At 46.7% G+C, this 25,673-nt stretch carries 22 protein-coding genes; 13 read left to right on the top strand and 9 right to left on the bottom strand.

Translation table 11 applies throughout. From position 1 onward, the window contains the following. The first annotated feature begins 3 nt into the window (after window positions 1-3). The 3 genes from CKQ84_RS07150 (at window position 4) to CKQ84_RS07140 (ending at window position 3,904) form a co-directional block, all read left to right on the top strand. Window positions 4-3,138 carry an efflux RND transporter permease subunit gene (locus tag CKQ84_RS07150; RefSeq protein WP_105250702.1) on the top strand — a complete coding sequence of 1,045 codons (3,135 nt, stop codon included), beginning with the start codon at window positions 4-6 and terminating at the stop codon, window positions 3,136-3,138. A 141-nt stretch (window positions 3,139-3,279) separates the two neighbouring features. Beyond that, a complete protein-coding gene (locus tag CKQ84_RS07145; RefSeq protein ID WP_105250701.1) occupies window positions 3,280-3,543 on the top strand; it encodes a hypothetical protein in 264 nt (87 codons plus the stop codon). A gap of 37 nt (window positions 3,544-3,580) precedes the next feature. Further along, window positions 3,581-3,904, top strand: a complete 324-nt coding sequence (locus tag CKQ84_RS07140; protein ID WP_105250700.1) for a hypothetical protein — start codon at window positions 3,581-3,583, stop codon at window positions 3,902-3,904. Between the two features lie 56 nt (window positions 3,905-3,960). Here CKQ84_RS07140 and CKQ84_RS07135 read toward each other — a convergent pair whose 3' ends face one another. Further along, complete coding sequence (locus CKQ84_RS07135) at window positions 3,961-5,583, bottom strand: AbgT family transporter (protein ID WP_105250699.1); 1,623 nt, start codon at window positions 5,581-5,583, stop codon at window positions 3,961-3,963. Window positions 5,584-6,142: 559 nt separating this feature from the next. Here CKQ84_RS07135 and CKQ84_RS07125 point away from each other — a divergent pair. From CKQ84_RS07125 to CKQ84_RS07115, 3 genes are read left to right on the top strand one after another with little or no spacing between them, the layout of a single operon-like run. Continuing rightward, window positions 6,143-6,709, top strand: a complete 567-nt coding sequence (locus CKQ84_RS07125; RefSeq protein WP_105250697.1) for a LemA family protein — start codon at window positions 6,143-6,145, stop codon at window positions 6,707-6,709. Window positions 6,710-6,758: 49 nt separating this feature from the next. Then, window positions 6,759-7,796, top strand: a complete 1,038-nt coding sequence (locus tag CKQ84_RS07120) for a DUF3137 domain-containing protein (RefSeq protein ID WP_105250696.1) — start codon at window positions 6,759-6,761, stop codon at window positions 7,794-7,796. Then, entirely contained in the window at window positions 7,796-8,551 is a 756-nt protein-coding gene (locus CKQ84_RS07115) for a lytic transglycosylase domain-containing protein (RefSeq protein WP_105250695.1), read from the top strand. Before CKQ84_RS07120 ends, CKQ84_RS07115 begins: the two co-directional genes overlap by 1 nt. A 69-nt stretch (window positions 8,552-8,620) precedes the next feature. Here CKQ84_RS07115 and CKQ84_RS07110 read toward each other — a convergent pair whose 3' ends face one another. Continuing rightward, window positions 8,621-9,466, bottom strand: coding sequence for a 23S rRNA (adenine(2030)-N(6))-methyltransferase RlmJ (locus CKQ84_RS07110; RefSeq protein WP_105250694.1), 846 nt, complete (start codon window positions 9,464-9,466; stop codon window positions 8,621-8,623). A gap of 92 nt (window positions 9,467-9,558) precedes the next feature. Further along, window positions 9,559-11,823: a bifunctional diguanylate cyclase/phosphodiesterase gene (locus CKQ84_RS07105; RefSeq protein ID WP_105250693.1), complete on the bottom strand. Its 2,265-nt coding sequence runs from the start codon at window positions 11,821-11,823 to the stop codon at window positions 9,559-9,561. 266 nt (window positions 11,824-12,089) lie between these two features. Between CKQ84_RS07105 and CKQ84_RS07100 the strand changes: the two genes are divergently transcribed. Together CKQ84_RS07100 and CKQ84_RS07095 are read left to right on the top strand one after the other, a co-directional pair. Next, window positions 12,090-12,836: a class I SAM-dependent methyltransferase gene (locus tag CKQ84_RS07100; protein WP_105250692.1), complete on the top strand. Its 747-nt coding sequence runs from the start codon at window positions 12,090-12,092 to the stop codon at window positions 12,834-12,836. A 228-nt stretch (window positions 12,837-13,064) separates the two neighbouring features. Beyond that, window positions 13,065-13,712 (top strand): CatB-related O-acetyltransferase, encoded by a 648-nt coding sequence (locus CKQ84_RS07095; RefSeq protein WP_105250691.1) that lies wholly within the window; start codon window positions 13,065-13,067, stop codon window positions 13,710-13,712. Window positions 13,713-13,758: 46 nt separating this feature from the next. On the opposite strand, the gene CKQ84_RS07090 is transcribed toward CKQ84_RS07095, so the two are convergent. Continuing rightward, the gene (locus CKQ84_RS07090) at window positions 13,759-14,679 is read right to left on the bottom strand and encodes a LysR family transcriptional regulator (protein ID WP_105253022.1); all 921 of its coding nucleotides are present in this window, start codon (window positions 14,677-14,679) and stop codon (window positions 13,759-13,761) included. A gap of 185 nt (window positions 14,680-14,864) precedes the next feature. On the opposite strand from CKQ84_RS07090, the gene CKQ84_RS07085 reads away from it, so the two are divergent. The 5 genes from CKQ84_RS07085 to CKQ84_RS07065 all read left to right on the top strand — a co-directional run bounded on the left by CKQ84_RS07085 (window position 14,865) and on the right by CKQ84_RS07065 (window position 20,528). Beyond that, the gene (locus CKQ84_RS07085; protein ID WP_105250690.1) at window positions 14,865-15,614 is read left to right on the top strand and encodes a 3-oxoacyl-ACP reductase family protein; all 750 of its coding nucleotides are present in this window, start codon (window positions 14,865-14,867) and stop codon (window positions 15,612-15,614) included. 403 nt (window positions 15,615-16,017) lie between these two features. After that, window positions 16,018-16,446: a hypothetical protein gene (locus tag CKQ84_RS07080; RefSeq protein ID WP_105250689.1), complete on the top strand. Its 429-nt coding sequence runs from the start codon at window positions 16,018-16,020 to the stop codon at window positions 16,444-16,446. Window positions 16,447-16,845: 399 nt separating this feature from the next. Beyond that, the gene (locus CKQ84_RS07075; RefSeq protein WP_105250688.1) at window positions 16,846-18,957 is read left to right on the top strand and encodes a protein-disulfide reductase DsbD; all 2,112 of its coding nucleotides are present in this window, start codon (window positions 16,846-16,848) and stop codon (window positions 18,955-18,957) included. A gap of 136 nt (window positions 18,958-19,093) precedes the next feature. Continuing rightward, window positions 19,094-19,978 carry a thioredoxin domain-containing protein gene (locus tag CKQ84_RS07070; protein WP_105250687.1) on the top strand — a complete coding sequence of 295 codons (885 nt, stop codon included), beginning with the start codon at window positions 19,094-19,096 and terminating at the stop codon, window positions 19,976-19,978. 25 nt (window positions 19,979-20,003) lie between these two features. Continuing rightward, window positions 20,004-20,528, top strand: a complete 525-nt coding sequence (locus tag CKQ84_RS07065; RefSeq protein WP_105253021.1) for a protein disulfide oxidoreductase — start codon at window positions 20,004-20,006, stop codon at window positions 20,526-20,528. 111 nt (window positions 20,529-20,639) lie between these two features. Here CKQ84_RS07065 and cyoE read toward each other — a convergent pair whose 3' ends face one another. The 5 genes from cyoE to cyoA are packed head-to-tail and all read right to left on the bottom strand — an operon-like array spanning window position 20,640 to window position 25,634. Further along, a complete protein-coding gene (cyoE, locus tag CKQ84_RS07060) occupies window positions 20,640-21,572 on the bottom strand; it encodes a heme o synthase (protein ID WP_105250686.1) in 933 nt (310 codons plus the stop codon). Window positions 21,573-21,585: 13 nt separating this feature from the next. Next, entirely contained in the window at window positions 21,586-21,927 is a 342-nt protein-coding gene (cyoD, locus tag CKQ84_RS07055) for a cytochrome o ubiquinol oxidase subunit IV (RefSeq protein WP_011787512.1), read from the bottom strand. After that, window positions 21,927-22,547: a cytochrome o ubiquinol oxidase subunit III gene (cyoC, locus tag CKQ84_RS07050; RefSeq protein WP_105250685.1), complete on the bottom strand. Its 621-nt coding sequence runs from the start codon at window positions 22,545-22,547 to the stop codon at window positions 21,927-21,929. Before cyoC ends, cyoD begins: the two co-directional genes overlap by 1 nt. A 1-nt stretch (window position 22,548) precedes the next feature. Continuing rightward, window positions 22,549-24,528 (bottom strand): cytochrome o ubiquinol oxidase subunit I, encoded by a 1,980-nt coding sequence (cyoB, locus tag CKQ84_RS07045; protein WP_105250684.1) that lies wholly within the window; start codon window positions 24,526-24,528, stop codon window positions 22,549-22,551. A 2-nt stretch (window positions 24,529-24,530) separates the two neighbouring features. Further along, window positions 24,531-25,634 carry a ubiquinol oxidase subunit II gene (gene cyoA, locus CKQ84_RS07040; protein WP_105250683.1) on the bottom strand — a complete coding sequence of 368 codons (1,104 nt, stop codon included), beginning with the start codon at window positions 25,632-25,634 and terminating at the stop codon, window positions 24,531-24,533. Window positions 25,635-25,673: the final 39 nt, after the last annotated feature.

Raw genomic sequence — 25,673 nt, 5'->3', positions numbered from 1 at the left:
GCTATGGCACGTTTTTTTATTGATCGCCCCATCTTTGCGTGGGTGATCTCCTTGATTATTATGCTGGCGGGGATCCTTTCGATCCGCTCGCTGCCAGTGTCCCAATATCCTAACATTGCACCACCGACCGTGGTGATCAGTGCTAACTATCCTGGTGCTTCCGCTAAGATTGTTGAAGATTCTGTGACTCAGGTGATTGAGCAACGTATGACGGGTATCGATCACCTCCGTTATATCGCCTCAGCCAGTGACAGTTTTGGTAATGCTGAGATCACTTTAACCTTTAACGCTGAAGCCGATCCGGATATTGCACAGGTTCAAGTGCAGAACAAGTTACAGGGCGCTATGACCCTGTTACCGCAAGAGGTGCAGGCGCAAGGGGTTAACGTTAACAAGTCGAGTTCAGGCTTCTTAATGGTATTAGGCTTCGTATCGACCGATGGTTCGTTAGATAAAGGCGATATCGCCGACTATGTTGGTGCGAACATTCAAGATCCTATGAGTCGCGTACCGGGCGTAGGTGAAATTCAGCTGTTTGGTGCCCAATATGCGATGCGTATATGGCTAGATCCGTTGAAATTGACTCAATACAACTTGACCAGTTTAGACGTTATCGCTGCGATTCGTTCTCAAAACGCTCAAGTTTCAGCTGGACAGTTAGGTGGCGCGCCCTCTGTGGCAGGCCAAGAGTTGAACGCAACGGTATCGGCTCAAAGCCGCTTACAAACGGCAGAAGAGTTCCGTAAAATTATCCTTAAATCGGATATTTCAGGCGCAAACGTCTTCCTAAGTGATGTGGCACGGGTTGAATTAGGTTCTGAAAGTTATGCTGTGGTGTCACTGTATAACGGTCAACCTGCGACAGGGTTAGCGATTAAGCTGGCAACGGGTGCTAACGCGCTTGATACTGCTGAAGCTGTTCGTGAAAAAATTGCTGAGATGAAACCTTTCTTCCCGCAAGGGCTAGAAGTTGTTTATCCATACGATACAACGCCTTTCGTTGAAAAATCGATAGAAGGTGTAGTGCATACCCTGCTTGAAGCTATTGTACTAGTGTTCATCATCATGTACCTCTTCTTGCAAAATTTCCGCGCAACTTTGATCCCGACTATTGCAGTACCTGTGGTATTGCTGGGAACCTTTGCGATTCTGTCGTTAGCGGGTTTCTCGATTAACACTTTAACCATGTTTGCTATGGTGCTCGCCATTGGTTTGCTGGTGGACGATGCGATTGTGGTGGTGGAAAACGTCGAGCGGGTAATGGCCGAGGAGGGCTTAAGTCCACTGGAAGCGACGCGTAAGTCGATGGATCAAATTACCGGTGCTTTAGTCGGTATCGGTCTGACCCTCTCTGCAGTGTTTGTCCCTATGGCATTTATGTCAGGTTCAACGGGGGTTATTTATCGTCAGTTCTCTATCACTATCGTATCTGCGATGGCGTTGTCTGTTCTAGTTGCTTTGATTTTAACACCTGCACTTTGTGCGACTATGCTCAAACCGATTAAGAAGGGCCATGCTCATATCGAAACTGGCTTCTTTGGTTGGTTTAACCGTAGTTTCGATAAACTGACTAATCGTTATGAATCGAGCGTTGCTGGGATCATCAAGCGCGGCTTTAGAGTAATGGCGATTTACGTTGTGCTGGTTATTGCAGTGGGTTGGATCTTTATCCGTATGCCTACGGCGTTCTTACCAGATGAAGACCAAGGTATTTTGTTCACGCAAGCCATTTTGCCGACTAACTCAACTCAAGAAAGCACCTTAAAAGTATTGGAGAAAGTGTCTGATCACTTTATGGCTGAGGAGGGCGTGAGATCGGTGTTTAGCGTGGCGGGCTTCAGTTTTGCGGGTCAAGGGCAAAACATGGGTATCGCCTTCGTTGGTTTGAAGGATTGGTCTGAGCGTGAAGCGCCTGGTATGGATGTGAAGTCTATTGCTGGTCGCGCTATGGGTGTGTTCGGTCAGATGAAAGATGCCTTAGTATTCGCCTTCGTACCGCCTGCGGTAATCGAGTTGGGGACGGCGAACGGTTTCGACATGTACCTGCAGGATAAGAACGGCCAAGGCCACGAGAAGTTAGTGGCGGCACGTAATCAACTGCTTGGTATGGCGGCACAGAATCCAAATCTGGTGGGTGTGCGTCCAAACGGTCAAGAAGATGCGCCAATTTATCAATTACATGTAGATCACGCTAAGTTGAGCGCGTTAGGCATTGAAATCACTAATGTGAACAATGTGCTTGCAACGGCTTGGGGTGGTTCTTATGTGAATGACTTTATTGACCGCGGCCGCGTGAAGAAAGTATATGTGCAAGGTGATGCCCAGTATCGTATGCAACCGGGAGATTTAGATTCTTGGTACGTGCGCAATAACAAGGGTGATATGGTGCCATTCTCTGCGTTTGCCACTGGTGCATGGGAATACGGTTCTCCACGTTTAGAACGCTTTAACGGCTTACCATCGATGAACATTCAGGGTGCCACGGCTCCTGGTTTCAGTACCGGTGCAGCTATGACAATTATGGAAGACTTAGCCAAGCAGCTTCCTCCTGGTTTTGGTGTCGCGTGGAACGGTCTATCGTATGAAGAACGTCTATCGGGTAACCAAGCACCAGCGCTGTATGCTCTGTCAATCTTAGTGGTCTTCTTAGTATTGGCAGCACTCTATGAAAGCTGGTCGGTACCCTTTGCAGTTGTGCTCGTGGTTCCGCTCGGGATCATCGGTGCCTTGATTGCAATGAATGGTCGCGGCTTGCCAAACGACGTGTTCTTCCAAGTGGGGCTGTTAACCACAGTAGGGTTAGCGACTAAGAACGCCATCTTGATTGTGGAATTCGCCAAAGAGTTCTATGAGAAAGGTTCAGGCTTAGTCGAGGCGACCTTACATGCGGTGCGTGTGCGTCTTCGCCCCATCTTAATGACGTCTCTAGCCTTTGGTCTGGGTGTTGTGCCGTTAGCTATCAGTACCGGTGTAGGCTCTGGTAGTCAAAACGCCATTGGTACAGGTGTACTCGGCGGTATGATGAGCTCGACTTTCCTAGGGATCTTCTTCGTACCATTATTCTTCGTGATAGTGGAGCGTCTCTTCAGTAAGCGCGAGAAGAAAGGTAAAGAACAGAAGCCAAACTCAGCTGAATAAGCTCGATCGTTTCTAAACTTCTAAACTAAAGCCCTGCAATTGCAGGGCTTTTTGTTATTTTAATGCTGTTAGTTATAAAGATGGATAGGCACTGTGCGCGAGTTCTGGCATATTGCGCTGAGGCAGTTAAGAGGACGAAACATGGATGATGCTGCGTTGGAATTGCAAAAACTAGATGCACTCATTGCTAAGGGTAAGATGTACGTCAGTTTGGTCTTTGGCGTATTTTTCTGGGGTATGCTGACCTCCCTCGTGGTCGCCTTAATACATTATTTTATCTCGGGCGATCCATTCTGGGCGGAACTGCAAAGAGCGCTCTATATTTATCCCATTGGCGGTATTTTATTTGGTTTGTTTGTGTGGGTGCAGATTAATCGTAAGCGAGATAAACTGCGCGCCCAATAGTATCAATAGTTGTGGTTAAGCTGAGTGTAGGGGTGACATGGTGTTTTCGTGGGGTAATCTTGCCACTAAGCAACTTATCGTGGGAATGGTATGCCATGGCATAGCGCTGGCGTTTTTGGCCTATGGCGTTTATGCATTTTACTTGCAGGAGCCTGTACTGCCAGAGTTAACTCGCTGTGTCGGTGCTGCTGTGTTATTTGTGGGCATGGGGCTAGCCCCTCAATTATTTTTTATGTCTGTGAGCCAGATAGTGTCGCAAGCTGAGGACACGACATTAAAATCTACCCTACAGACCTATGTGTTTAATCTAGGTATTTTTTTGATGATCTGCAGTCTGTTAATGGAATGGCTATACGACTAAAGCTATCGAATAAAGAAAGGGCGTCGACTTCATCATCGACGCCCTTTTTATTGCGGTTAAGGCGTGTAGTAAGTCGCGGCTCCCGGCCCAACGGGCAGACCAAAGCCAAATACCCACAGGAAGAAGAACGCTGTCCAACCCACGAAAAACACGAGCGAGTACGGCAGCATAGTGGCGATCAGCGTACCTATCCCTAGGTTTTTCTGGTAACGACAGGCAACCGCTAAAATCAAACCAAAGTAGCTCATCATAGGTGTGATTAAGTTAGTCACCGAATCCCCAATACGGTACGCCGCTTGAATCGTTTCGGGCGCATAACCAACCAGCATCAGCATAGGCACAAAAATAGGAGCGGTAATGGCCCACTGGGCCGAGGCACTGCCAAGCATCAAGTTGATAATGCCGCAGAGCATAATAAAGAACAAAAATACGATCGGGCCCGTCAAGCCAATGGATTGCAGAGCATCGGCACCTAACACCGCCAATACAGCGCCTAAATTACTCCAGTTGAAGAAGGCGACAAACTGCGCGGCGAAAAAGACGAGGACGATATACATGCCCATAGTGCTCATGCTGTGGGACATGGCATTGATGACATCTTTATCATTTTTGATGCTGCCCACGACTTTGCCGTAAATAAAGCCAGGTATGGCAAAACAGATAAAGATAAAGGCGACTATGCCCTTGAGGAATGGCGAACCTGAGATGAGACCGGTTTCAGGATGGCGCAGCGGTGCGCCTTCTGGTACGACTGAAATCGCTAAAATAACCGCGAGCACTAACATAGATAACCCAGCCCATTTTAAGCCGCGTTTCTCAATAGCACTGATGCTCTCCATCGATTGCAGTACGGTTTCGTCTGCATCATCATCTTGGTATTGACCTAACTTAGGTTCGACGATTTTTTCGGTGACAAAGGCGCCAAGGAAAGTGATCACAAAGGTGGAGACAAACATGAAGTACCAGTTTACTTCTGGGCCGACGTTGTATTGAGGATCTATCATGCGCGCCGCAGCTTCGGTAATGCCCGATAGCAAGGGATCGACAGTACCAAGCAACAAGTTAGCGCTATAACCTCCTGAAACCCCGGCAAAAGCGGCAGCTAAACCTGCAAGTGGATGGCGGCCAAGGGAGTGGAAAATCATCGCCGCCATAGGGATAAGTACCACATAGCCAAGCTCGGCAGCGGTGTTGGACATAATGCCGGCAAATACTATGGTCACAGTGACTAATCGTTTAGAGGTACCCATGACTAAGGCGCGCATAGCCGCAGATAATAAGCCTGAGCGTTCGGCAATCCCGACGCCGAGTAGCGCCACGAGTACAGTGCCGAGCGGTGTAAAGCCGGTAAAGTTGGTCACCAGATGCGAGACTATCATCCGCAAACCTTCGGCGTTCATCAGGCTCACCACATGGATTAAACCGTCGGCACTGCGGCCGTGTGAGCCAATAGGTCTAGGATCGACCACGGTTAACCCAAAGTAGCCCGCAATACCTGAAATAATGACTATTGCAACACAGAACAGTGCGAATAAGGTAATTGGATGGGGCAGGAGGTTGCCTAAGCGTTCAACAATATTGAGAAAACGTACAAACCAACCACTAGAGCTGATATCGCCCGGTTGTGGATTGGGTTCAGAAGCTTTTTTTTGGGGAATATCGCCGGAATTAAAACTCATCGTCCTTCCTTTATGTCGACCTTTACGCAGCGCAATATTTGGACCCTATAACAGACTCGAGACATTGCCGACGGCCGATTGTGGATGACGTGGCTGAGGGGATAACTCTAGGTGCAAGACTCGGAGTGAAAGCTAAGGTAAAAGTTAAAAAATTAGCGGCAAAGTATGATTGTTAAGTTTTAATTGAAACTTAAATGTTGCTATTGACTGTGTTGAAGTGAGCAGGGCTAAAATTAGGATAAAAAAATGGACTCTCGAGGAGTCCAGTATTCACGAGCAAAATTGGATGCTCTAATGTTGTGCCATATCACTATAGACGTTGTTTGCTGTATCGGAGCTGAATATTGATAAATTTATAGGTTAAATGCTGTTTTTTATGCAGATGATCACTTTTCATCGCTGAATATGGCCAGTTTCGTTGATGATTGCTCGTTAGATAACATCGCCAGCTCTGACCAGCGAGTAATTTCATTGTCTTAATCAGCCCGCAGGTGAAATTTTCACTCATTTATGGTTAGCTGTATCCTATTAACAAGAATAAGAAACCTAAGGATGGAAGATGGAAAAATTGTTATTGGGATTAACGCTGATTTTTATCGTGACCTATCTTTGGTACGTCAGCCTAGTCAAAAAGCGCAATACCGCGCTCGAAGCCTTGTCGGGTATCGATGTACAGCTGACCAAGCGTGCCGACCTTGTGCCTAATATTCTAAAAATTGCTAAACGATTTATGGAGCATGAAAAGTCACTGCTCACTGAAATCACCGAATTACGCACTCTGCTAAGCCATAATTACAACAAGGCCGACCCTAGCGCAGTTAAAGAACATTTAGTTCAGGCTGAGCGGTTGAACGACAAAATGAGTACCTTGATGGTGAATGTGGAGAACTATCCTGAGCTCAAGTCCGACAACACTATGTTGCAGGCGATGCAGACCTATAACGAGGTCGAAGCGCATATCTCAGCTGCGAGGCGTTTTTACAACTCGGCAGTTTCCGAGCTTAATACTGCGGTAGAAATCTTCCCCGGCTCGATTATTGCTTCTATGGCGAGTATTAAAGTGATGCCATTCTATGAGGTGAGCGAAGCGGCAAAAGCGCCCGTAGATGCGGCCGAATACTTGTAAGCTTAGCTGTGCAGGGTGAGTTATCACCCTGCAATACTATGACATCAATATGAATATCATCACTTTTATTTTAGGTAGCCCGATTCGGACTTATCGGGGGCCTGTTGGTTTGTCTGCGGATTTGGACGAACTACCTCAACTCGAAGCCTATTACGAAGAATATATCGCTCCAATCAGTCGCAAATATGAAACTAAGCGTGTGGCTTGCCTTAAGGCGGCGCGTAAACGTTTGTATTTGAGTTTGATGATAGTGCTTGGGCTGAGCTTGCTCACCGTTATTGGCTACTACAGCGGTGGCGCTTATTTTCCGCTTTTGCCATTGCTTGCTTTAGTCGGATTAAGCTGGTGGAGCTTTGCTCCGATTCGTGAGTTTAAGCATTTGGTTCAAAATGATATTTATCCGCTGATGTTTAAATATTTCGGCGATGATTTTATTTATAGCCGCGAAATGCGCCTCGACATGAATCGACTCGTTGCGGCTAAAGTATTACCGCGATACGACAAGGTCAGCTTCGGTGACTATATACAAGGCTGCTATAAGGGCGTTGAGTTGGCGGTCAATGAGCTTACCCTGACCAAGAATGTGCAAGTCGAAGAGCTGGATGTCAGTACCAGCAGGCGCAGAACTGTGACCCGCACGGAAACCCAGTTTCGTGGCTTAGTGGTTGAGCTGAGTAGCCATAAAGCGTTTTTGGGTCATACTGTTGTGCTGAGGGATCGCGGTGGTTTAGCAAATTTCCTGTCCGACAGCCATGCGGGACTGGTACGAGTCAAACTTGAAGATCCGCAATTTGAAAAAGAGTTCGACGTGTTTTCAACGGATCAAATCGAGTCACGCTATTTGCTCAATACGGCATTTATGGAGCGCTTACAGGAGCTTGCCAAACATTTCGATGGTAATATTCAATGTGCATTTTTCCGCAATAAATTGACTTTGTTCCTGCCGAATCGCAGAACGCATTTTCAAATGCAGTCCATTTTTCATGGCGCAACCTTTTCAGTAGAATTTAGTCAGATAAACCGAGAAATGAAGCAACTCTTTGCTATTATTGAAGTACTTAAACTTAATCAGTACACGGGACTTTGATGTTGCTTACTCGCTCAGCGCTTGCTCGTACACTGACTTTTGCAGCCTTTTCATTGCCCTGCAGATTTGAGGGGCTAGGCCTGTGCTTATTATTGATATCGAGTTTGATGATAAATGCAAATGCTGAGGAGGCGCGCGAAAAAGCTAAGCCGCGTATTGTGGCGCGGTACTCACAGAGCGGCATAGTGAGTAGTGAAGGTCTAGAAAAACTCAAAATTTATCAATACCAACAAGCTAATGGTGTCACCGTATTTACTGACAAAGCCCCCGCAAATAACCAATATCAAATTTTGTTATATGACTGTTTTGCCTGTCGTCCCGATTCGACCATAGACTGGAATGGTATTCGGCTATTTACCGCTAATTATGATGCCCTGATCTCCCATGCGGCCCATAAGCATCAACTTGATCCCGCCTTAATCCGCGCAGTGATCCACGCGGAATCAGCCTTTAATGCGCGTGCACTTTCGCGAACTGGCGCCATGGGATTAATGCAATTGATGCCAGAAACAGCAAAAGAAATGGGTGTGGCAAATGCGTTTTTACCCGAAGAGAATATCTTAGGTGGCAGTAAGTATTTGGCACAAATGCTAAAACAGTTCAATGGTGATATCGCATTGGCCTGTGCGGCTTACAATGCGGGGCCGACGACCGTGGTTCAGTACAATGGCATTCCGCCCTATCCTGAAACCCAAGCCTATGTTGAGCGTGTGAAAATTTTATTGAAGCGTTACCGCGAGCAGAAGGACGTTTAGTTGCCGCATTGATAAGCTAAAATGAAGTGGCGAAAATCCGGAGATCATCGCCGCCATTTGAATCGAAGGTTACTCGCCGACTTCCCATTTTACGGTAATGTCACCGTCCACTTGTCCAAGTGTTTTACCCAAGTAATCCATTAATTCAGTTGCGATTTCGTCTAACTGCCAAGGTGGATTGATGATCCATAATCCTGCCGCTGTCATGCCAAATTCATCTGAATCGGGCTTAATGGCTTGTTCAATTCTCAGCTGACGTTTAATGCCACTGCTGGCTAGGCGCGATAGCATACCTTCGGTCTGAGCACGATTTACGACTGGATACCACAGGATAAACACACCCGTAGCAAAACGCTTGTGCGCTTTTATCAGGGTTTCGGCCACATCTTGGTAGTCGGTTTTCATCTCGTAGCTAGGATCGACTAGCACCAGAGCACGACGCTCTAATGGTGGTACTGCGGCGATAAGGCCTTTTAAGCCATCACCTTTGATCACTTTAACTTGTCTGTCTTCGCAGAAATAATCATCCAATAACACATAATCAGTGCTGTGCAGCTCGTGCAAGACCATGCGATCTTTAGGCCCTAGCTCCATGTCGATAATGGCGGGTGAACCTGGGTAGAAGTTGAGTTCGTCTGGATTTTCTTCATTAAAATGGCGCACGGCGGCGACATAGTCCTGCAGCGATTGTGGTAAGTCAGTTTTATCCCAAAGCTTAGCTACACCTTCGAGGTATTCACCTGTTTTCTGTGCAAATTCATCGCTTAAAGCATAACCACCCGCACCTGCGTGGGTATCGATATACACGAGTGGTTTGTCTTTTTTGTGCATCAGCTGCAAGGTTTGTAGCAAGATGGCGTGTTTCAACACATCGGCATAATTGCCAGCGTGATAACCATGGCGGTAACTTAACATGGGGGATCCTAGTAATTTGCAAACATAGCAAAGAGAGGCAAATGCCAGTCGCCAATTATACCTGCGATGCTTCTAGGCGTAAATTTAATGCCTCAGTTGGCGCTCTTTTTATTGGCAAACCAATGTGTGGGGGTTTGCATTTGAAAGGTTTTCAGCCAGAGATTCGCTGGTGCGGGTTTACCGAATAAATAACCTTGAAATTGTTCGCATCCTAGCGCAGTGAGTTGCAATAACTGGGCTTCGGTTTCGATACCTTCGGCAATGACGTTGAGTTTTAAGCTCTTGGCTAACAGGATGGCAGCGTTAACAATTTGGGTATGGCGTTCACTAATGCCCATTTGACTGACAAAGTAACGGTCGATTTTAATTGTGTCGGCACTGATATCAATGAGCTGGCTTAATGACGCATGGCCAGTGCCAAAATCGTCAATGGCGATAGAAACCCCCATGCGAGCTAAGGTGTTTAGGCGTCGGCCTGTTTCTTTATGGGTTGAAAATACAGAGGTTTCAGTAATTTCAATTTCCAACAATGGGATGAGTTCAGGATGATTCATATAGGTTTGGATTAACACCTTAAAGAAGCGATCCGACAGAATATCTTGCCCTGATAAATTAAAGGCTATCCTAACCAGAGGTACATTTTTAGGCCAAGAACGGATCAGTTGTAGTAATTGCCTGAAGACTTTTATCGCAAAAATCGCCTGCAATTGAGATGACTCTATGATGGGGATAAAAGTGTTCGGCATGATCATAGTACCGTCTTCATCAAACATTCTGGCTAGCGCTTCAAAGCTAGTAATGTGGCCATTGGCCATCACTTTAGGTTGCAGCCACATTTCAAGGCGGTTGTGTTTCAGTGCGTCACGGATTCTGGCTTTTTGCGATGAAGCTTCGAGAAGATTGTTAATCAAACCAATGTAATACACCATCACTGGGCTAGCTTGGGTGGTTTGTTTTATGGCAATTAAACATTGCTCCGCGGCTTGCTGCGGTGAGGCTTTATTACCTGAGCTGCAACCGACTCTGCACTCGAGATGATATTCAGTCTGTTGTTCTTGCTTAAGTTGTAGGTTTGTTGGAATACGCTCGCGTAATTGTAGCGCTAGGTTTTCAGGGGAGATAAGCGGCAGGCTAGTAAACTCGAGTGCAAACGATGCTCCTCTAAATCGGTATATTTTTGCGATATGACCAAAGCGATTTTTGAGTTCAATAGCAAAGGCTTTTAGGATGGCATCTCCGACGCTGATACCGAAAGCAGCATTAATTTGGCTAAGATTATCAATTTTGATTAAGGCTACGGTCATTTCCTGATGGATCAAGCTTGGCGCTGGGTTATACCAGTGATTTTCGTTGGGTAATCCCGTCACTAAATCATAGAAATGCGTGCTGATGTGGTGCTTTTTAAGGCGACTCAGCTCAATCGCATGGTTTGCCTGTTCTGTGACATCGTGGCAGTGAAACAACAAAGTATCATGGTGCTGTAATGAGGCTTTTTGCAGCAGATATTTAGTGCTGTTATTGTTCTTTAAATGGGTCGGAAACGAGGCCGCCAGTAAATTCGTGCTGGTATCTTCGGTAAGTTCAAAAATGTCACATAGGCGAGTGCTGTTTAGTGTGACTTCTCCAGCGATTTCCCTCGCGGCATTATTCAGGTTGAGAATGACTCCATCCTCATTGCAGAAGAAGGAGGCTGTACCATTATTTTCAAAGATTTCAGCATATTGGTCTAATGTATGTTGCAGTGCATTTTGATGCTGGATCATTTGCTGCGCATGGATTTTCTGGGTTTTTAGCAGACGCATCGCCGACAACGGGATACAGATATTAAAAAACATAAACAGCAAACCGTTTAGATAAGCGTGGGTCGCAGGTAGGCTGATATCAATATCAATAATGGGAGGCAGGTTTTGGTTACGCAGTAGCAGTAAAAAAGGCAATACGTTGAAACACATCATAATAAAAGCGACTTTTCTGCCAAACAGGAAAAGCGCCATCAAGGGCAAGGTATATAAGAAAGTAATACCTACCTGCGATAAGTTGAAGTCAGGGATAAACAACAGCATAGATAAACAGGCTGCAATAACCATCGCCAGCAGGCTGATAGAGCTGACGAGTAAATATTTGCGCGTAAACCATAAAGATAGGAATAGTACGGTTAAAAAACTGACCGTAATGCTGATAATGAAAGTGAGGTTTAACTCATACGCAATTAAAGAGCTATGCAGCACTATGCTAGTGGTCAAGATGGCGCCACTGAGCAGAATAATCCGCAATAAGCTGGTTTTTAATATCGTTTTGTCAGGATTTAAAAAATCTTGCTCCCTGATAAACAAAAAACCTTTTAGCCATTGAAGCAAAAAAAGTCCTTATCCCGTACGGAAGTCACGCAGGTTGGCTGGGGACGTAACATATAACATAAATCACTAAACTGTTATACAAATAGATTGCAGCCTTTATAAATCAGTATATTACAGTGTGATACTTGTTTGAATTATTAAGGGCGCACTGAGACAAATTGGCTAAGACAGTGATGAGTTTGGCGATGTGTTTTGCTTACTAGCATATTCATAAACGAGATTTTTAGGCATAATGGCCATCATTTTCGTTGGTTAGAAGACAGCCTGTGACCCCGATTTTTTTCAATCAGCAATACCCAACACTTGTGGATATTTGTGCACGTTGGCAACTCGTCTACGATGCGAATGCGACCTTCGAATTACGTTTTGAATCAGATACGTTATCACTGCATAAACGCGATGAGCCTAAGCTCGATGGCATAGTGGTGGACTTTGTGACTGGTGCCGTCGCCCATAGACGTAAGTTTGGTGGTGGTCGCGGCCAATCTATCGCTAAAGCGGTGGGATTAAAGCAAGGGGTAACACCGAGTGTGGTTGATGGCACTGCGGGTTTAGGGCGCGATGCGTTTGTGCTCGCAAGCCTTGGTTGCACTGTAACTATGGTTGAACGTCATCCTGTGGTTGCGGCATTGCTTGAAGACGGCCTGCGCCGCGCCTATCAAGATGCTGAAATCGGCGATTGGATGCGTGAGCGGATGCGCCTATTTCATGGTTCTAGCCTAGAAGCACTATCGAAATTGGCACAAGAGGTGGATGTGGTTTACCTCGATCCTATGTACCCCCACCGTGATAAATCGGCCCTTGTTAAAAAAGAAATGCGTGTATTCCAATCCTTAGTCGGTGCCGATTTAGATGCCGATGGCTTACTCGCCCCAGCTTTAGCCTTAGCAACTAAACGTGTCGTCGTTAAGCGCCCAGACTATGCCGAAGATTTGGATGGGGTTAAGCCTAATATGGTTATTGAAACCAAAAAAAACCGTTTCGATGTCTATGTAAAAGCCGCGATGAAATAGGGAATATTTTTCTCATCGCGAACATAGTATGCTTTCAGTGACAACGGCTTAGCTCATGTCGATATTTCAGTTTTATGGGCTATTTTCTTTTTTATACCCACTTGTGATTTTTTATATGAAACTCATTCCTCTGCTAAAACAACCGCGAATTCACTGACTATTCTAATGTGAAACTTCTCATAACATTATGTTTCGTATTAACTATTTTGTTTATAAAGAGGATTTGCAATGCAGAACAAGCATTGGTCAAAAGTTCAGTTATTGCACGAGGTGGTCACCAATCCCAATATCATAGTCAAAGGTCAGCATAGCTATTACAGTGATTGCTGGGATGCTGGCTTTGAGGGAGCAGCGGTGAGATATCTTCATGGTGATGAAGTGAGCCGTGAGTGGGAACCTAAGTGGCCTATCGATAAACTTTATATCGGTAACTATGTGTGTATCGCTGCCGAAGTTGTGATCTTAATGGGCGGAAATCATACGCATAGAGCAGATTGGTTTTGTTTATACCCCTTTATGGATTTCATCGAGGATGCCTACGTAGGCAAAGGTGATACTCATATTGGTGATGGGGCTTGGTTAGGCATGAGATGTATGTTGATGCCAGGGGTGACGATAGGTGAAGGTGCGGTTGTTGCCGCAAATAGTGTCGTCACCCAAAATATCGAACCCTACAGTATTGTGGCGGGGTCACCTGCAAAATTAGTCAAGTATCGGTTCGATAAAGACGTTATTAGTGAGTTACTGGCGTTAAAAATCTACGATTGGCCTGCCGAAAAGTTTGAAAGCTTAAAGCGGTATTTGTGTTCGGCGGATTTTGACGCGCTCAGCAAAGCGATCACTCTCTATGACCAATCTGTACATCAAAGCAAGTAACCGTTAGTCCCAAAGTGAAAGGTCGCGCTCAGTCGAGGCCTTTCACTTATTCTGCCTTAAATCTGCTTTTTGGCGTTTTGGCTAGTTCCACCAGTTCTTCGATGATCACCCGTAGCTTGGGTTGGAGGTAAGGGGTTTTAAGCCAAATCAGGTGGATAGGTGTGTCGTCACTGGCGAGTTCGTCTAGTACCGAGATAAGTTCACCAGTTTTAAGATAGTCCTCAACTAACCATATCGGCACCTGCGCTAAACCCACTCCCGCCAGTGTGGCCGCTAAAATGGCTTCGCAATCAGCGATTTCGTGGCGTACTGGAATGTCATAGGCCTCAGTGACCCCATCCTCATTTTTAAGTAACCAGCGATGTTGCTGCCCAAGCGGCCAGCCGACAATGCATTGGTGCTGGCTGAGATCTTCTTTGCCTTGTGGCGTGCCAAGTCGAGCGAAATAGGCGGGAGATGCGCAGATCACTCGGCGTTGTTCTCCTAATCTACGGGCGACTAAATCCACAGTGTCGCCGAGTTGTCCGACACGCACCGCCAAATCAATGCCGTCACTGAACAAGTCGGTCACTCTATCGTTAAAGGTAATAGATAACTCGAGCTTGGGATATTTTTGCGACAGTGATAATAGGGTTGGCAGTATATATCGCCGCCCAAACGTCACAGGTAAATCCACTCGCACTCGACCTGAGGGAATTTGCTGTTCGCTGCCGAGTCGGCTCTGTGCATTGTCTAGGATTGCCATGGCATTTTGGCAATCTGTGAGATACGAATCGCCATCATTGGTTAAGCTCACACGCCTTGTGGTGCGGTGCAGCAGCTTAGTGCCTAAGCGGGTTTCTAATCGCACTATGCTTTTACTGAGCGCCGAACCAGTCATGCCTAACGCCTGCGCCGCTAAGGTAAAACTGCCTAGCTGGGCAACTGTGACGAAATGGCGTATCTCAACAAATTGATTATTTATCACGGCAATTAATTCCTTATAGGACTTAGTGAAGGTCATTTTAGTGACTTAATCATGGCAAGTGAATCGCGTAAGCTACTACCACAGTATGAAAATGAGCGTTAACGTACAAGCGAACGTCATTTTGTAATTGATTAAAAAGGTTTTTCTATACAATAAACCTTAACCTCCTATTGAGTGAGCAAACTATGAAATCGTCGAATAATCTGCAAGGTAAAGTGGCTTTTGTACAAGGTGGTAGTCGTGGTATCGGTGCCGCCATCGTTAAACGTTTAGCGAGTGACGGCGCAGCAGTTGCCTTTACCTATGTTTCATCTGAAGCCCAATCACAATTGCTTGTTGACGAAGTTATCACCCATGGTGGTCAAGCCATTGCCATTAAGGCCGACAGCACAGAGCCTGATGCGATTCGTCGTGCCATCCGCGAGACCAAAGCGCATTTCGGTGGCTTAGATATAGTGGTCAATAATGCGGGCACGTTGATTTGGGATAGCATCGAGAACCTGACGTTAGAGGACTGGGAGCGAACAATTAACACTAACGTGCGCAGTGTGTTTGTGGCGAGCCAAGAAGCCGCGCTGCACATGAATGACGGCGGCCGCATCATCAATATCGGTAGTACTAACGCTGAGCGTATTCCGTTTGTAGGTGGTGCGATTTACGGCATGAGTAAATCGGCCTTAGTCGGTTTAGCCAAAGGGTTAGCGCGGGATTTAGGCCATCGAGCTATTACGGTAAACAATATTCAGCCTGGACCTGTGGATACCGATATGAACCCTGATAACGGTGATTCATCTGAGCCCGTTAAAGCGATGGGCGCCCTAGGGCGTTTTGGTAAAGCCGAAGAGATCGCCAGCTTTGTCGCCTTTATCGCGGGTCCAGAAGCGGGCTATATCACTGGTGCGAGTTTGATGATTGATGGTGGGTTTTCTGCATAAGCTTTGTCTGTATTTATCTTTTAGGCAAAAAGTTTGATTCCAGTCATTAATAAGCCTGCACAAGAGTCACTCTGGCGGGCTTTGCTTAAGTTGTGGCTAGTTATTCAGAATCAATATGTTAGAGCATAAAAACTCGTTGAGTATGATGGTAAGAACTTAGGTCGTTGTTACTCAAATTATCTGTCAGCAAAGCGAGGTTTTATTGAAATGGTGGACTATGGCTTGAGTCAGGCAAGGCAAAATAATTTGCTTGTTGATGAACTATTGTTACAATCCGCCGGTCTTATCTTCAGCTATCTGTTGAAAGACACTCATTTTTTATCTTTATTATCAAAGAATAAGACGAAGGGAAATCCAAATTTCTAAGTTATCGACTAAGCAAACAGGCAACCTATGGGGCGTGATGGTATTTACCATTCTGACCTTGTTCTGTTTGACTCAAAATAGTGGAATACTTAACTTGTTGCTCAAGGAGTTGAGCGCGCAAGCGATGTCGGCTACGTCTTTTTCTGGTGCTGGTTTTAGCGCCAACTCAGCTTTAAACTCAAGTTCTGCTTTAAACAGCAGTTCAGCTTCAAACAATATGGCTAGCCACGCCGATGCTCAAGCGGCGAGTACTGAGCTGGTCAAAAGTGAACCTAAAAAATGTGAATTGTCTGAAAAATCGATCCGAACCTGTATCGACACTCCGAGTACCATCCCATTTCTTATCCTGCTGTTCCTACTGCCGTTACTTCCCCGCGCCTCCCGCGTGATAACACTGTTACCCATACAAGGTTATCAAGCTAAACCTAGGCGAATACATCTCACACATTGTCGCTTTCAAGAATAAAAACTTATTTATCAATTTGATAGGTGGGTTTGTTTAGGCATGTTTTCTCTCAGTCAATATTTGACTTTTCTCGCCAGTTTGCCGGTAGAAAAGAAAGTTAAGCGGCTGCAGAACATCCGATTTTACACATCACACCTCCCTATCTGACTGCTTGAACTTAAGCCTTCTATCACGCTGATGTTTCTTAAGCCATAACGATATTGGTAACCAGAACATAGCGTTAGCCAATATTTATATGGCCTAGAAGCAAGGTAAGCATGCACGCAGCATCACAGAGTCTTGTTTAACTTAGCTTGGTCTAACAGCGCTTAAGTATTGCAATGGCAAATGCTGACGATATATCGAAGAGATTAATATGCAATTGAATAACAAACAGTTAATGCATATTTTGGGGACAAAATGAGTACATTAAAATCCATGTTAACCAGATTCTGGATACTCGCCTTGATAGTGACGAGTCCGTCGCTAATGGCCGCATCGACGGGGTGGTTGGTTAATGATAATCACCCGCCAGCCAAAGTACGTTTTATGCTAACGGGGGAGGTTGATCCTGCAACGAATACTTTGCCTGCTGTGCTTGAAGTACAACTTGAGGGCGATTGGAAAACCTATTGGCGCAGTCCTGGGGAAGGCGGTATCGCGCCGACGATAAAATGGGATGGCTCACACAATCTACAGCAAGTGGATTGGAGATGGCCAGCGCCAGAGGAATTCTCATTATTGGGGTTACAAACCTTTGGTTATAAAGGCAATACCATCTTTCCCTTAACCCTAAAAGTCGATGATATCGCTGCGCCAACTCAGCTGCGTGGCAAAGTGACCTTGTCGACCTGTACCACCATCTGTGTACTGACGGATTATCAAATTAGTCTCGACTTCACGCCCAATGCGCTGCAAGCGGATACCGATGCCATGTTGGCTTACAACAAGGCCGTGTCGCTTGTGCCACAAAAAGTGTTGACGAAAGAAGGCCAAAATCCTGCGATGACAATGGGTTGGGATGCCGCCAAAGGTCAACTTGAAATCAGACTCAATGATGCCAACTGGCAGAGTCCAACCGTGATTATCGATGGTGAGCCAGATACCACATTTAAGCTTGTGAGCTTAAAACCGAGTGAAAGCGATGTTAACGGCAAGCAATTGGTCGGTATTTTTAGCGGTAAAAGTTGGCTGGGCGAGCCTGAAGTTTTGGGCAAATCGCTGAACATGACTGTCGCCGATAGCGAGCGGGCGTTGGAATACAGCGCCGAAGTTAAGCCTGTGGTGATTACCCAAGAAAGTACCTCGATATTTGGCATGATTTTGTTAGCGCTTATCGGTGGTTTGATCTTAAACGTCATGCCCTGCGTGTTACCAGTGCTTGGCATGAAGCTCAGTTCAGTGGTTGCAGCACCTGATCTTAAGCGTAATCAAATCCGCCAACAGTTCATCGCATCAGCGCTGGGGATATTGGCCTCATTCTGGTTACTCGCTTGCTTTATCTTAATGCTTAAGCTCACGGGGCAGGCGATTGGTTGGGGCGTGCAGTTCCAAAACCCTTGGTTTATCGGCTTTATGGTGCTGGTGACCACAGTGTTTGCATTCAATATGTTAGGTGTATTTGAGATTAACTTACCCTCTAACGTGCAAACCAAGTTAGCAACAACGGGCGGCAATAATAACAGCGGGCACTTTTTACAGGGCATGTTTGCGACGCTACTGGCGACGCCGTGCAGTGCACCATTTTTGGGTACCGCGGTCGCCTTCGCTTTGGGCGCCGATGTACTGAGCCTGTTTGCCATTTTCACTGCGTTGGCCGTGGGTATGGCGTTCCCTTGGTTGATTGTGGCGGCATTTCCGCAGGTGGCGGGTTATTTCCCTAAACCCGGTCGCTGGATGAACACAGTCAAAGTGTTTTTCTCCGGCATGTTGCTCATCACCAGTTTGTGGCTCATTAGCCTGTTGGCTAGTTTTATTGATGTGCTCTACCTGTGGCCATTAGCGGGTGTCATTACACTGATATTCATGGTGTTTATGGCTAAAAAATACGGTGCAATTGCCATTGTGAGCTGCTTAGGTATCGGCATTTTACTGTCGGCGGTTATTGCATTTATGACGGCGAACCAGTGGGCTAAACCTTTACCTGCGGATCTTGCTTGGACGCCATTGGATCAAGCATTGATTAATCAGCAGGTCGCCCAGGGCAAGACAGTATTTGTCGATGTGACTGCCGATTGGTGTATTACCTGTAAGGCCAATAAAGTTGGCGTGATCTTGCAAGACCCTGTTTATAGCCTGTTGCAACAGCCGCATATTTTGCCGATGAAGGGCGATTGGACTACGCCTTCTGAGCCCATTACTCACTACCTGCAAAGCCATCATCGTTTTGGGGTGCCATTCAACGTGGTTTACGGCCCGGGTGCACCGCAGGGGATTGAGCTGCCGGAAATTCTATCGACTGACCTTGTGCTCGCTGCGATTGAGCAGGCCTCAGCGTCCCCTGAAAAGTCATCCGTAGCGTCAGGGAAATAACGCTAACGAACAGCCATTCACTCGGACATGTCACTCGGCAATATCACTGGCGAGTCTCATTCAATAGCGAGTCGAGTGGCACTCAACAAATACTCAGGTCAGGGATAACCCTGACTTAAGACAATGGAAATCGATTATGAAACAGAAGATTGAAGTACAAAACATCACTGAATCAATGCAGAAAACTCAAGCCATTGGAGGCACCCAAATGTCGAAATTTAGCTCTTTATTCAAACATCGCAAGTTACAGATGTTTGCTGTCTCGGGTGTCGCCATGGCAATACTGGTGGTTTCCTTGCCTTCGGTGAGCACCATGGCCTATGCCAAGGACAGCAGTTTATCGGCTGCCCAGCAGCAAGAGGTGCGAGCGATTCTGAAAGATGCCTTGATCAATGATCCTGACCTAATGAGAGAGGCGATTATTGCGTGGCAAGCAAGGGAGCAAGAGGGGGCCAATACAGCCATGCAAACGAGCCTAGTGACCCACCATAAAGCCATGTATGAGACCAAAAGCGATCCGTGGAAGGGCTCTGCGACACCTGAGATTGAGATGGTGTACTTCACCGATTTTAACTGCCCATACTGCAAGAAAATCGAGCCTTCGCTGAACCAGCTGATTGAAGAATTTCCGCAGTTAAAAATCATAGTCAAAATGGTGCCGCTGCAGGGCGAAGGCTCTAAAATGGCGGTCGATTTTGCCCAAACGGTTTGGTTAAACGAGCCTGAAAAGTATCTCAAGGTGAAGGATATGTTAATGTCGAGTCCGCGTGGGCTCGATGCCGCCGCCATCGCTAAGGTCGCTAAACTGACGGCAACCGAGCGTTGGGTTGGCAACACAGATGAGCGCGTGGCTAAAATGGTCGATGACAATGTTAATTTAATGAATGAGTTAGGCATAGGTGGCACTCCAAGTATGATAGTGGCTGATACGCTTATTCCCGGATTAGTGCCTTACGAAGTGTTAAAAGAGCAGCTTGAAGCCGCGATTGCCGCTAAAGATAAGACGCAGAAGAGCAGTTAAGATGCCGCCAAAGGAAACTGAAAATATGAGCGCCGAACAGGTTTCGATATCTTTACCTAAACGCATATTGGGCTGGATTAAGCAGCTGGCACTTTGGCTGCTCATTGCTCTTATCGTGACCAGCGTGATGGACATCTGGCGCGGCAAAGATATCCCGCGGGATAATTTGCCGCAGCTCCAAGGGACGACGTTGGCTGGGGAAGCGCTTGATATTGCCAAGTTAAGCCAAGATCAGGCGGTATTGGTATACTTTTGGGGCACTTGGTGCCCTGTGTGTAATTTTGTCAGCCCGGCAGTCAATCAAATGTCGGCCTATTACCCCGTGGTGACGGTTGCCATGAATTCGGGGGAGGATGAGAAACTGAGAAAATATCTTCAGCATCAAGGCTATGGCTTTGACACTATTAACGATAGTGACAGCAAGATTGCCCGTGATTGGTCATTGCAGGCGACGCCAACCATTATGATCTTTAAAGAGGGTGAGCTAAAACACTATACGACAGGCTTTACTAGCCTACCCGGTATGTGGTGGCGAATGATGTTCACTTAGAAGTGATGCTTCAGGGGCTGTTTTAGGAGAGAAAAAAAGCGCTAATCTTGGTTAGCGCTTTTGTATTATCAACTTATTTCAGGACTAGACAACTAGCTGAAAGCTTAGGGTTTACTTCACTAAAGTGAGTAGTGGTGCCTGACTCACAACTTGGAAGTCGAGCGCCATAGTCACACTAAGCGCCGTAATAGTGATGATTGAAAAACCAAACACTTGGCGAGCCCAGCGGTGCATGTCGACACCGTGGCGATAACCCTTTAATGCCATGGCAAGCCACCACAGGCTGGTTGCGCAGGTGACCGCCATAAAGGCGATACCTGTGTAACCCGCGAGTGGCAACAGTGCACTGACTAAGGCGAACACGGCAATATAAAGCACGATATGCAGTTTTGCTTTGGTCATGCCTTCTGCAACCGGTAGCACAGGAATATTGGCTGCCGCATAGTCATTAAAACGGAAAATCGCGATGGCGTAAGAATGTGGCATCTGCCATAGACTGAACATCAACAGCAAAATAGCTGCACCTATGTCCATTTGCCCTGTCACACTGCAATAGCCAACCACGGGCGGTACTGCGCCCGAGAAGCTGCCAACTAAAGTGCCATACACTGAGTTACGTTTCATGTAGAGGCTATAAACCCCCACATAAACGATGTAACCAATAACGGCAAATAGCAGGGCTAATGCATTGGTAAACAAGGCTAAGATGCTAAAGCCTAACACACCTAAGGCGAGTCCAAACGCGAGTACGTTACCCACGGCAATTTCGCCCGTGACAGTGACGCGTTTGCAGGTGCGCTGCATCTTGGCGTCGATATCACGGTCAATACAGTTATTGATTGCGCAACCCGAGGCTACGACCAAGGACAATCCCACTAAGCTCGCCAGCATCAAGACCAAATTTACGTCGCCTTTGGCGGCTAATAAAAAACCGCCAGCAACGGAAATCAGATTCCCGAAAATGATGCCAGGCTTAGTAACCTGCACATACCCTTTGAAGCGTGCTTTCCATTGCGGTGACATAAATCTGTCTTGTGTTTGCATAGACTGTTTCTCGTTACATCATCAAAGCGTTGGCTTCGAGTATGATCCACACCGACAGGCCGACGACCATGACAATAATCAGGGCAGTAAATAGGAAGGAGAAGGTATTTACTTTGCCTTCTTTCGAGAAATCTAAGTGCAAGAAGTACTTAAGATGTACCACTATCTGCACTATCGCCATCACTAGCACTAAGCTGAGGGTGGTCGCTTTCTCGAAGTGATGGGTCATTACGGCCCAAAATGGAATGGCGGTTAATACCACTGACAGCACAAAGCCCATTAGATATGACTTAATGCTCGCGGCCAGATCGTCAGTGCCATGGCTAGGCTTATCAGTATGACTATGTGCGCTCATTACAGTGCTCCCAATAAATACACGACCGTGAATACACAAATCCACACTATGTCGAGGAAATGCCAGAACAAGCTTAAGCAGCTCAGGCGGGTGATGCTGCGGTTGCCTAAACCGGTTTTCGCCACTTCAATCATCATGATCGCCATCCAAATCAGACCTGCGGTCACGTGCAAACCGTGCATACCGACCAGGGTGAAGAAGGACGACAGGAAAGCGCTACGTTGTGGGCCATTGCCGTGTTCAATCAGGTGATGGAATTCATAGACTTCCATCCCGATAAACACACATCCGAGGGCGAAGGTGACGAGTAACCAAGCCAAGGTTGCGGCTTTGTTGTGGCGCTTAGCAAAAATCAGCGCCATGCCATAGGTAATACTACTAACGAGCAGGGCGGCAGTTTCAACCAGCACAAAGTCCAATTCGAAAATGTCTTTACCCGAAACGCCACCGTCCGTGTTCATGTAGAGCACAGCATAGGTTGCGAAAACCGAGGCAAACAAAATGCAGTCGGTCATCAGGTAAATCCAAAAACCAAACAGAGTGTTGCCACTCGTATCATGGTGTTCGTGATGATCTTCTGCGTGAGCTACTTCTAAATCTGCTGGGATTGCAATACTCATATCAGCCCCTTACTACATTGTTTAAGTGGGCATTTTCAATGCGAGCCACTTCATCGGGTTGCACGTAATAGTCGACGTCATTGTTATAGGCACGGAATAAGAACACGATAAACGCGCCCACTAAGCCCACAATGGCTAACCAGAGAATGTGCCAAATAGCGGCAAAACCCGCGGCAGTGATCCCCAGCGCCATTAAGATACCGCTTGAGGTATTTTTCGGCATATGGATTGGCTGATAGTGTTTGAGGCCTTGATAAGCCACGCCTTTTTCTTTCGCATCGGTAAAGGCATCGATATCAGCAACCTGTGGCAGCTTAGCGAAGTTATAGAACTGTGGTGGTGAAGCGGTTGACCACTCTAACGTATGGCCATTCCATGGATCGCCCGTAGTATCGCGGTTTTGGTCGCGGTCACGGATACTCACATACAGTTGAATAAACTGCAGAATGATACCGACCATGATGATGCAAGCGCCCACAGCGGCTAAGTAAATCCACACGTTCCACGCTGGGTTATCCGTATGGCTAATTCTGCGCGTCATACCCATAAAGCCTAATACGTACAGCGGCATAAAGGCCACGTAGAAACCGATTTGCCAGCACCAGAATGACGCTTTACCTAAACGCTCATTCAAGTGGAAACCTGTCGCTTTCGGGAACCAGTAAGCAAAGCCTGCTAAGTAACCAAATACCGCACCACCAATAATAGTGTTATGGAAATGCGCGATTAAAAACAAACTGTTATGTAGAACGTAATCGGCTCCTGGTAAGGCTAATAGCACACCTGTCATACCGCCTATGGTGAAAGTCACCATAAAGCCTAGCGTCCACAACACTGGTACCGTTAACCGTAGGCGGCCACGGTAGATAGTGAACAACCAGTTAAACAGTTTTACCCCGGTTGGAACCGCAATCACCATAGTCATCACCCCGAAGAAAGCGTTGACGTTGGCACTTGAGCCCATAGTGAAGAAGTGGTGTAACCAAACGATGAAACCTAAAATTGAAATCGCACCGCTCGCCCACACCATAGAGGTGTAACCAAACAAACGCTTAGCCGTGAAGGTTGAGATCACCTCGGAGAAAATACCAAAAGCAGGCAAAATCAGGATGTAAACTTCAGGATGTCCCCACGCCCAAAATAGGTTGATATACATCATGGCGTTACCGCCACCGTCATTGGTGAAAAAGTGGAAATCCATGTAACGGTCGAGCGTTAACATGGCTAACACGGCGGTTAAGATTGGGAATGACGCGACGATCAAAATGTTCGCCCAAGTACAAGTCCAAGTGAAGATTGGCATTTGCATCAGCTTCATGCCGGGGGCGCGCATCTTAAGTACGGTGGCGATAAAGTTCACCCCGGTTAAGGTTGTCCCTATGCCTGAAATTTGCAGTGCCCAGATATAGTAATCGACTCCAACCCCCGGACTGTAAGCCAGTTCTGAGAGGGGGGGATACGCCACCCAACCTGTTTTAGCAAATTCACCTAAACCCAATGAAATATTGATCAGCACAGCGCCAGAGGCGGTCAGCCAGAAACTGAGGTTGTTCAAGAAGGGGAAGGCAACGTCGCGTGCGCCAATCTGCAGCGGCACTACTAAGTTCATTAGACCTATCATAAATGGCATCGCCATAAAGATAATCATGATCACGCCGTGGGCGGTGAAGATCTGGTCGTAATGTTCTGGCGGCAGATAACCTGCGGCGCCGTTGGTGGCGAGTGCTTGCTGGGTACGCATCATAATGGCATCGGAGAAGCCACGAATGAGCATCACCAAAGCCAACACTATGTACATGATACCGAGGCGTTTATGGTCAACTGAGGTTAACCAATTATTCCAGAGTACGCTCCATTTTTTGTGTTTAGTGATCAAGGCTGCGATATACAAACCTACCACAGCGACGACCGCTAGGGTCACCATGATGATGGGCTCGTGATACGGAATCGCATCTAAGCTTAATTTACCGAGAAATGACATGATTACTCCGCCTCCACTTTATGAGTGGATGAGTGCTCTAAGGATGAAGGTTCTGTGGATGAGTCTTGTGTTAATGACGGTACAGAAGGTGTTGAGCTATCCATGTCGGCCATGTTCTGTGTATTTTCCATCGCGTGCTCGCCTGCCATATGTGCCATGTCGTGCATACCTTTCATGTCTGCCATGTCAGATGTGTGCTCAGTGCCCATGTGTTCCATGCCTGCGTGCATGTCCATTCCTTCGTGACCGTTCATGCCCTCATGTGAGTCCATGTGCATGTATTGCATCACGATTTGGTCAAATATCCCTTTGCTCACTGAGCCAAAGTATTCAACCGGATTGTATTCACTCGGTTTAGCCAGTGTTGCATAGGCCGCTGAGTCCAATGTTTTGCCCTGTTGTTTTAACTTGGCAACCCATGCCTCGAAGTCGGCAGGTGTCTGAGTGGCAATCGCTTTAAACTTCATGCCCGCAAATCCGGCACCGCTGTAGTTAGCTGAGATACCGTCGAAGGTGCCGGGCTCGTTAGCGATCAAATGCAACTTAGTGGTCATGCCCGCCATAGAGTAAATCTGGCTGCCTAACTGAGGTATGAAGAAGGAGTTCATCGCAGTGTCAGAGGTGATCTTAAAGTTCACTGGCACATTGGCTGGAAACGCCAACTCATTGACCGATGCCACGCCTTGTTCTGGATAAATGAATAACCATTTCCAGTCCAGCGACACCACTTCAACCGTGACGGGTTTAGCTTCGTGTTCTAAAGGTTTATATGGATCAAGATCATGGGTCGAACCCCAAGTGATCACACCTAGCACTATCACGATCACAATCGGCACTATCCACACGACGGTTTCAATCGCCGTTGAGTGTGCCCATTTAGGCGCATAGATTTCCTGATCACGGCCATCGCGGTATTTCCACGCGAAGTACAATGTCATGGCAATCACAGGGATAACGACAATGAGCATGAGTAGGGTGGCGACGATAATCAGGTGTTTTTCATCGATACCGATTTGGCCCTTAGGGTCCAACACACCGCCATCACAACCCGCGAGCATGAGTGCTACTGCCGCGATTGCTGCTTTACTTAATTTTCGAATTAACAAAGGAAGATTCCTCTAACCCTAAGGTTTACAACTCTGCCA

The organism is Shewanella sp. WE21, assembly GCF_002966515.1.
GTDB lineage: Bacteria > Pseudomonadota > Gammaproteobacteria > Enterobacterales > Shewanellaceae > Shewanella > Shewanella oncorhynchi.
This window is presented reverse-complemented; position numbering and strand designations above follow the sequence as displayed.